5 protein-coding genes are annotated in these 8,873 nt (G+C 43.5%); 3 read left to right on the plus strand and 2 right to left on the minus strand.

Annotated elements, in window-relative coordinates:
- Positions 1–16: 16 nt before the first annotated feature.
- Positions 17–1,777, minus strand: coding sequence for an ABC transporter ATP-binding protein (locus tag QL223_RS16430; protein ID WP_281545336.1), 1,761 nt, complete (start codon positions 1,775–1,777; stop codon positions 17–19).
- Positions 1,770–3,611 carry an ABC transporter ATP-binding protein gene (locus tag QL223_RS16435; RefSeq protein WP_281545337.1) on the minus strand — a complete coding sequence of 614 codons (1,842 nt, stop codon included), beginning with the start codon at positions 3,609–3,611 and terminating at the stop codon, positions 1,770–1,772. Before QL223_RS16435 ends, QL223_RS16430 begins: the two co-directional genes overlap by 8 nt.
- Positions 3,612–3,900: 289 nt before the next feature.
- Between QL223_RS16435 and QL223_RS16440 the strand changes: the two genes are divergently transcribed.
- The 3 genes from QL223_RS16440 to QL223_RS16450 form a co-directional block, all read left to right on the plus strand.
- Positions 3,901–5,535 (plus strand): AMP-binding protein, encoded by a 1,635-nt coding sequence (locus tag QL223_RS16440; RefSeq protein ID WP_281545338.1) that lies wholly within the window; start codon positions 3,901–3,903, stop codon positions 5,533–5,535.
- A 52-nt stretch (positions 5,536–5,587) separates the two neighbouring features.
- Positions 5,588–6,973: a salicylate synthase gene (locus QL223_RS16445; RefSeq protein ID WP_281545339.1), complete on the plus strand. Its 1,386-nt coding sequence runs from the start codon at positions 5,588–5,590 to the stop codon at positions 6,971–6,973.
- 8 nt (positions 6,974–6,981) lie between these two features.
- Positions 6,982–8,873, plus strand: a 1,892-nt coding sequence (locus QL223_RS16450) for a condensation domain-containing protein (protein ID WP_281545344.1), incomplete at its 3' end; no start/stop codon positions are given.

Here is an 8,873-nt window from a genome sequence, read left to right on the forward strand (position 1 = left end):
CAGCGCGCCGAGCAAACTATCGCTGAACAGATTGGGCAAACCATAAAGTTTGATAGAGACCGGCTTGTTCAACCAAATCTTGATGCCTACCCGCTTGCACGATCTCACCTTTGTCCAAGACGAGAATTTGGTCGGCAGTTTTTATCGCGCTCAGTCGATGTGCAATAACAATCACTGTTTTACCTTCGACAAGCCCCATGAGTGCTTGTTGAATCTCATACTGTGCAACCGAATCGACCGATGCGGTAATCTCATCAAGTAACAAAATTGGCGAATTTTTTAGGTAAGCTCGTGCAATCGATATTCTTTGTCTCTCACCACCTGATAAACGGGTCCCACCCTCCCCAATTTGGGTATCAAAACCTTGAGGTAGTTGACTAATAAACTCCAGACAAAATGCCTTTTTGCATGCTTCATATACCTCTTCATCTGAAGCTTCTTTCCTGCCTATTCTAATGTTTTCCATGATTGAAGAGGCAAAGAGCTGAACATCTTGAAAGACCATACTGATGTTGTCATAAACGCCGGTGGTGCCTATATCCCGCAAGCTACAATTACCAATGTTAACCGTACCTGTCGATGGATCACTAAATCTGCAGATCAGATTGAATAACGTTGTTTTACCTGATCCAGAGGGACCAACAATAGCGGTCACTTCATGGTGTTTAGCAATGAAGCTAATATTTTTCAGGCAAGGTGTCTCATCATAATTAAATGACACATTATCAAATTGGACAGAGTAATGTTCTGCCTGCATTTTAATTGGAGGTTCAGGTAACGACTCAAATCGAATCACTTCTTCAGATTTCATCTCACTTTGAGCTGCGTAACGAATGATATTTAAGTACTGAGCCATATCTAATAGAGGAGAAATCAATCTATACGCCAAGAAAATAAATAATACCGTAATGTGTGGCTGAAACGTTCCAGATTCAACTTGGGATCCACACCAAAATAAAAAAGCAACAAGCCCTATTTCAACGATAAGACGGTACAATACAACAGGACCTGCCCCCCACACTTCAACCGTTACACTTTTTCTTGTCATTTCGCTAAATAGAAGTTCTAGTTTTGATAGCCATTGCTGTGAGTAGTTAAAAAGGCGTAGTGTTTTTATACCCATAACAAATTCCACAATCACACCGGAAACTTCTCTGTTTGCATTAAGTTTCTTTTGACTTACTTTATTAAATATTTTTCTAGTCCCTTGAACAAAGAGTATTGCTAAAGGAAAGCCTGCTATGAGGATAATTGCCGCTCTCCAATCTAGAAGCAGTAAAGACCCAAGAATGAGAAATGGTATTAACAAAGAAGTAAAGAGATCTATTGCCAAATGAGTGAAAATGTTTTCTATACGGGTTGTATCATCAGTCACCAATTCGGAAAGGTATCCAGATCTATATCTATAAAGTGTAGATAGAGGCATAGAATGTATTTTATCCAGCACCTTTCTTCGGTACCCGGACATGATTCCGTATCCTCCCAAAAAGCTATACTTTTGTCCCAACCATGAAAAAATGAACTGAAATACAAAAACGACGATTAGTAATATGACTACATCCAGGATCTCAAAGCTGCTACCTGCTATATTAAAGAACGAACTATTCTCATCATCACCTTCCCATGTTGATATAAACCACCAGTAGCAGACTAGAATTGGAAAAATATCCAATCCCTTTTCAAAGGTACGAAATAAAGCACCTTTAACAAATAAAGTTGGCGACGCTTGGCTATGTTTGATCACGCGCTTAATGATGAAAAGTATCGATTTATCCATTTGATATAGCCTCACTCATTACCTCTTTATTCAATAACTCTTGATGGCTTCCAAGTGCCCAATAGTCATTTTCTAACTGGAGAATAAACAATGCTTTGTAGAGTTCGTCGGAACGCATAAGCTGTTGGTGTTTTCCAACCGCTCTGATCTCACCTTTCTCTAAAAGAATAATTTGATCAGCTTCCTCCAATCCATAGGTGCGATGAGCAACAACAACGACAGCTGTATTTGGATAGTATTTTTTGAGATTTTGGTAGAAGGCCTTTTGTGTAAGATTATCTGCATATGCTGTTGCTTCATCTAACAACACAATTGGCGCTTCAACCAATAGAGCGCGTGCCAGTGCGATGCGTTGCTTCTCTCCGCCGGATAACCGGATACCTCTTTCATCAATCTGAGTGTCTAGTCCTGCAGGTAACTCTCGTATTAAACCAGTAAGTCCAGCAACATGAATAGCGTTATCAATATCTTTTGACGTTGCTTCAGGGCGCGCCATTAAGATATTTTCCTTTATCGTCCCTTTAAACAAGAATGCTTCCTGTGAGGCCAATGAGATAAGAGAGGCTCTTTGAACATCGTTAAGACGACTAACAGAAATTTCATTGACAAAAGCATCACCACTGTTAGGTTCTATAAGGCCGGCGATTATTTGTAATAATGTCGACTTTCCACTTCCAGACATTCCTAAAACAATAGATGTTGTTCCTGGGTTAAATGAAGCGCTAATATTCTTTAGTATTTCTCGCCCTTCATAAGAAAAGCTCACTTCTCTTAATGACAGTTCAATATCTTTCTTAAAATTAGATACTTGTGACTTTTTTTCCATTTTAACGACATCCAAAATGGGTGTCAGTCGTTTAACACCAGATAATATCTCCTGGATCTCGTTAAAAAAGTGGCTGATTTTTAGTAAAGGCCTCAACATTCCAGCCCCAAGAAGCACAGCCATTACAACGTCGAGGCTTCCAACCATATCTTTCTGAACTAAATACATACCTAGTGGTAATATGAAAAGAACATTTGCCCCGAGCAAACTTGTGAATAATGCCCACCTAGGTACAGTGATTAGTGTCACTTTATCTACAATTCCAAAATAGCGATCTAAGCTTTGCGATAGTGCCCCAAAACTAGTGCTATCTTGGCGGAATAGTTTCATTACTGCGATATTTCGGATGTACTCCACAATAGTACTGTTTAATTCAACAGATGCAGAGTGGTATTGGTCGTAGTACTTACTCATTCCACGCATCACAACAAACGAGCTCAACATGGCAACTGGCGCTGCGGCTAACGCTGCGAGTGCAAGCCTCCAATCAATCCAAAACAAGTAAACCGCGACAAATATAGGCCCAAAAACTGCAGTAGAAACCTCAACCGTATGATGAGCGAAAAAGTTCTCCATCTTTTCGACATCTTGCATTACTGCCTGCTTTAATTGTCCCGTTTTGTATTCTTTAAACCAAGAAAGTGGAGCCCAAGCCAACCGAGACACCAATAATTGTCTGGTATCCGCCAATATTAAGAATGCAGATTGGTGACTTAGCGTATAGGCGGTAGCATAAGCGATTGTTTTGAAAACAAGCGCTAGGAACAAGGCAGCTCCTAACGCATAAAAACTATCAGCAATCACTGTTGGATTATTGAGGCTGTTCAATTCTTCAGTGTAAAACACCTGGGTCAATTCAGCAGCTTTGAAAAAAATCCAGAAGGGAGCAAGCTCCAATCCCGCAGCAATAATTGAAAAAAACACTGCAGTCATTAATTTGTATTTTTGGCTAACCAATAAACCGCGCAAGACCTGCCACCCGGATCTCGCTTCTTGTTTTTCATCCATAAGTTTTTCATCCCAAAAGATAACCACAACATTTTATGGGGTATGAAGATACCCCTACCACCCGTATCGGATGGCTTCCCCCAAAAGCGATGTCATGATTTTTTTGAAACCATTAATAATCATATCATTCAATACCTTATGATGAATCCAAATTTCATACCTTCCTCATTCGGTTATAAAATTCCGATACGAGTAGTCCTCGAATTCCGCAAAAAGTAAGTTGTAATGATAATCATTCTCTGCAAGGTGAGAGTGGCGTTTCAAACTGCGAGATGGAGGGACGATAGGAATGGATATCGAACATCTTGAAAAACTGTGGACCATAACGGACGAACAGAAAAAACAGATCGAAGCTGGCTATCTTCGTCCAACAACACTTGGAGACTACTTGGCCCAGTGGGCAGAAGAGTATGGAGACAGAACAGCCGTAATAGACAATTCTACTCGCTTGTCTTATCGGCAATTGAATAGACAATCGAATCGATTAGCGGCTGGCTTTTTGAAGGCGGGGCTAAAATCAGGAGAAACGGCGATTGTCCAACTGCCCAACAGTGCGAGTTTTGTGCTGGTTATCTTCGCCCTTTTTCGTATTGGTGTTGTTCCGGTGCTAGCGATGCCGGCACAAAGGGAAAACGATATCGCTTCTCTGTGCGACCAAGCCGAGCCATCCGCATATATCGTTCCTGATAGATTCCTCGGATTTGACTATGTATCGTTAGGTGAGAAACTTCAATCAAGATATCCGAAGATAAGGTCATTGTTTATCGATGGTGCCTCAAATAGTCACCAGACCATCAATACCCTACACACCGACCCAGTTCCTCTACCAGACCTGAACCCTTTCAACACAGCCTTATTGCTACTGTCTGGTGGCACGACTGGTGCACCAAAGTTGATTCCGAGAAGCCATAGCGACTATGCCTACAATTTCAGTACTTCAACTGACGTCTGTGAACTTAACGAGTCCACCGTTTACTTAGCAGCCCTTCCAGTAGGACATAACTTTCCTCTCGGTTGCCCAGGTATTCTTGGCACACTCAGCGTTGGCGGAAAAGTCGTTATGTGTCGCACTCCCGGCAGTGATGAGGCGTTTAGGCTCATTAACGAAGAAAAGGTGACACATACAGCTTTAGTCCCACCTCTCGTAAAGCTATGGCTGTCTTCAAAAGAATGGGATACCACCAATACTGACTCGCTCTCATTACTTCAAGTCGGCGGTGCAAAATTTGACCCAGAAACAGCAAAGCGTGTTTCTCCTGTTTTTGGGTGTAAGCTCCAGCAAGTCTTTGGAATGGCGGAAGGTTTAGTCTGCTACACGCGATTAAATGACTCCGTCGAAACCATTTTAAACACACAGGGACGCCCCATGTCGTCGGGAGATGAAATCAGGCTCGTGGACGGTAATGGAAATATCGTAGCTGATGGCGAAATTGGGGAACTGCATACCCGAGGTCCATACACCATCAGAGGTTACTTTAATGCAGAAAGTCACAATCTCACTGCGTTTACCAAAGATGGATTCTATAAGTCCGGAGATCTCGTCAGAAAGACACCTGAAGGCAACTACGTTGTTGAAGGACGAGTTAAGGAACAAATTAACCGGGCTGGAGAGAAAGTTGCTATTGCTGAAATCGAACCACTTATTGAGAAGCTCGACGCCATTGATGAGTGTGTGATCGTCGCTGTACCAGATGACGAATTGGGAGAAAGAAGCTGCGCATTTGTTACCCACAAGCAAAACATCCAACCACCAACACTAAAAGAGCTTCGGGCATACCTTGCGAAGCTAGGTGTTCCAAGATTCAAACAACCCGATCAACTTGAACTGGCAATAAGTTGGCCACTGACATCGGTAGGCAAAATAAACAAAAAAACGCTGATAGAAAAAGCCCAGTTCAAACCAACCAGCAGAAGAGCGGGATGAGATCGCACAGCAACCACTTGGAGCCCACCCAAATTTATAAGGATTTATTACTATGACTCAATATAAAGAACTTACTCTTCCAACATCCGCAAAAACAAGCCGCCTACTCCTGTCCATTGCTAACAGTGGGTTAGCAGATCAATTCATGATCTACGAAAAACCTGGTGAATGGTCTTTAGGGATGGGCAATTTGTTGAGCATCGACGTTTACAAAAACGAAATCGTGGTAAAGCAAGAAGACCGAATTCAAATAATGGGCTATGAGGATTTTGAACCGGCCATGACCCATATCACCCAGAATCTACCCGTAGAAAACTGGAGGCTTTATGGGCAAGCAAAATTTGAATTGGCATACGTCTTTTATGGTTTAACAAATACCATATCCCTTGATAAAACGAACAAGCTAATGTCCCTTTTTATCCCGGAATATGAAGTTAGAGTATCTGACAAAACAGCGACGCTAAGGGCGACTTCTCCCGCAGGATTAGAAAAGCTTGTTGAGTTATTCAGACTCGCTGAACGTCGCGAGAAACATGGGTATGATACTGATTTTGTTATTGAACATGTTGATTTAACCATACCGTCCAGCTGCGAATACTACAAAACCGCTGTGCAACAGGCGATCGCAGACATCCAAGAAAACCACTATCAGAAAGTCATTCTGTCACGGCAAGTCCAAGTCTCCTTCCCTTTGGACATGGCAAAAAGTTATGAATATGGACGACAAAAGAATACGCCTGCTCGCTCATTTATCTTACGCCAATCAGGTTTTGAGGCTGCAGGGTTCTGCCCTGAAACTGTATTGGAAGCATCACCTGATGGATGGGTGAGTACACAACCACTCGCAGGTACCCGTTCTCTCGGTAATTCCCCTGAAGAAGAGTTACAACTTAAAAGCGAGCTTATCTCGACAACAAAAGAAATCGCAGAGCATGCAATTTCGGTCAGGCTTGCTTACGAAGAACTTGACCAAGTCTGTGATGAAGAGAGTCTCTCTGTGTGCGACTTTATGTCAATCAAACGCCGCGGTAGTGTCCAGCATTTGGCGTCTCGGGTAAAAGGAAAACTGTCTTCCAACCACTCGGTTTGGGACGCTTTCAAGGCCCTGTTCCCCGCAGTAACAGCATCAGGCATCCCCAAGAAAGAGTCATTACTCGCCATCAAAAAGTATGAGGCCAGCGAGCGCGCTCTTTACAGTGGTAGCGTCATGATTGTTGACCCTGATGGAGCCATGGATGCGGGTCTGGTGCTGAGATCAATTTACAAAGATGAAGAGAAATGTTGGCTTCAAGCTGGCGCAGGTATTGTCGACCAATCACTCCCAGAACGGGAACTCACTGAGACCATTGAAAAGTTGAGCTGCATTGCGCAATACCTTGTTCAAGATCTGCAAGAGCCTATGCCATCAATAGAGCAATCAAAAAAGGAGACCGTGTAGTGACTACCATGGAGTCTTTTCAATCAACTATTGACCGACAGTCAATCATCAAAGATATCGAAGAATACATTCAGTTTGAACCCCACCAACAAGATGAATCAAACCTGATTGAATGTGGCCTCGATTCGCTTCAAATAATGCGACTGGTTGATAAATGGCGCAGAGCAGGATCAACGGTAACCTTTGTAGACCTTATTGAATCTCCCACTCTTAATGATTGGCTGGCAATCTTGAGTCAGCCTGTAAGCCACGTCATCACCAAGGAAGAAAATCAACACAATGAAGGACATCAGTCAGGAGATAGCCTTCCTTTCGATCTGACTGATGTCCAATACGCCTATTGGTTAGGGCGCCAAGATCATCAAACACTTGGTGGCGTTGGCTGCCACGCCTACATTGAAATCGATGGCTCAGCCGTCAACTTTGATTCGCTTGAAACCGCCTGGCATCGGCTTCTGTCACACCATCCAATGTTGAGAGCCGTCTTTACTGAGGAAGGTAAACAATATGTCGATCATCACCTCGCTCTACCTCTTTTAGAAGTTCGTGATTTTCAGTCATTTGATACTAGTGAGTTAGAGGATGCGTTAGAAGAAGTTCGCAATAGCTTGTCCCACAGGAAGCTCGATATTGCGAGAGGCCAAGTCGCGAGCCTTTCACTTTCATTACTACCGAACCACAAGACAAGAATTCACTTTGACGTTGACTTACTCGTTGCTGACGTACAAAGCATCCATATTTTGCTCCGTGATTTGGCTTACCTTTATGGCGAGTTGCAATCAGGAAACACAAATTGCACCCTGGCGGCCAAACCAGATTGGCAGTTCAAACATTATCTAGAGGCCAAAAGGCAAGCTGACCAACTTAGTGAGTGTGCTGATAAACGTTACTGGCTTGACAGGCTAGCAGATCTACCACCCGGACCTCAGCTCCCATTAGCATGTGCCCCCGATTCTATTGTTAAACCACATTTCACCCGGCGCACCCACAAAATCGCTAATCACAGATGGATAGAGATAAAGCATAACGCCATATCTCAAGGCCTCACGCCTGCAGTGATGTTGGCTTCAGCCTACGCAGAAGTGCTAGCACGGTGGAGCAATAGCCCCCACTTCGTTCTCAATATCCCTATTTTTGATAGGCAAGGTGGACAACCAGGTATTGATGATGTCGTCGCTGACTTCACCAATTTACTTTTACTTGAGTGCGACTGCAGTAAGCCACTGCCGTTTACCGAGCGAGTAAAAGTGTTACAAAAACAACTCCATAAAGATTTGTCTCACTCAACATTCTCAGCAGTACAAATACAGCGTGAACTGCAAAAGCAGGGATTATCTGAAGGTGTCAGTGCACCCGTGGTATTCGCTTGCAATTTGGGCACACAATTGATTACAGAAACATGTAAGGAAACCCTTGGTGACCTCAGTTACATGATTTCCCAAACACCACAGGTATGGTTGGACCATCAGCTTTACGAGATGGAAGATGGCCTGCTATTGGCGTGGGATTCCGTTGACGATCTGTTTCCTGAAGGGGTGATAGAGGAAGCATTCGCAGAGTATTGCAGCCTTTTAGAATCATTGATTGATACTGCGAAGTGGCATGATGCTTACAATCCGTCTCTGCCAGAAAATCAGGTTGCCGTTCGCTCAGCCATTAACAACACTCAAATAGACAGAACGAAGCGCCTGATTCATCAATCCTTCTTTGAAATGGCGGCGGAACCCCCTGAACGCACTGCCATTATTTCTGAACAACATTCCCTCTCCTATGGCGAGCTCGCTCAAGCTGCCCTGCAACTGGCTGCTTTACTCACCGAGCAGGGGGTTCAACCCGGTGAACCTGTTGCCGTCACCCTTCCAAGGGGACACAATCAGGTCATCGCTGTCCTTGGTATTCT

Origin of the sequence: Grimontia sp. SpTr1 (genome assembly GCF_947387585.1) — a bacterium.
Taxonomy (GTDB): Bacteria; Pseudomonadota; Gammaproteobacteria; order Enterobacterales; family Vibrionaceae; genus Enterovibrio; species Enterovibrio indicus.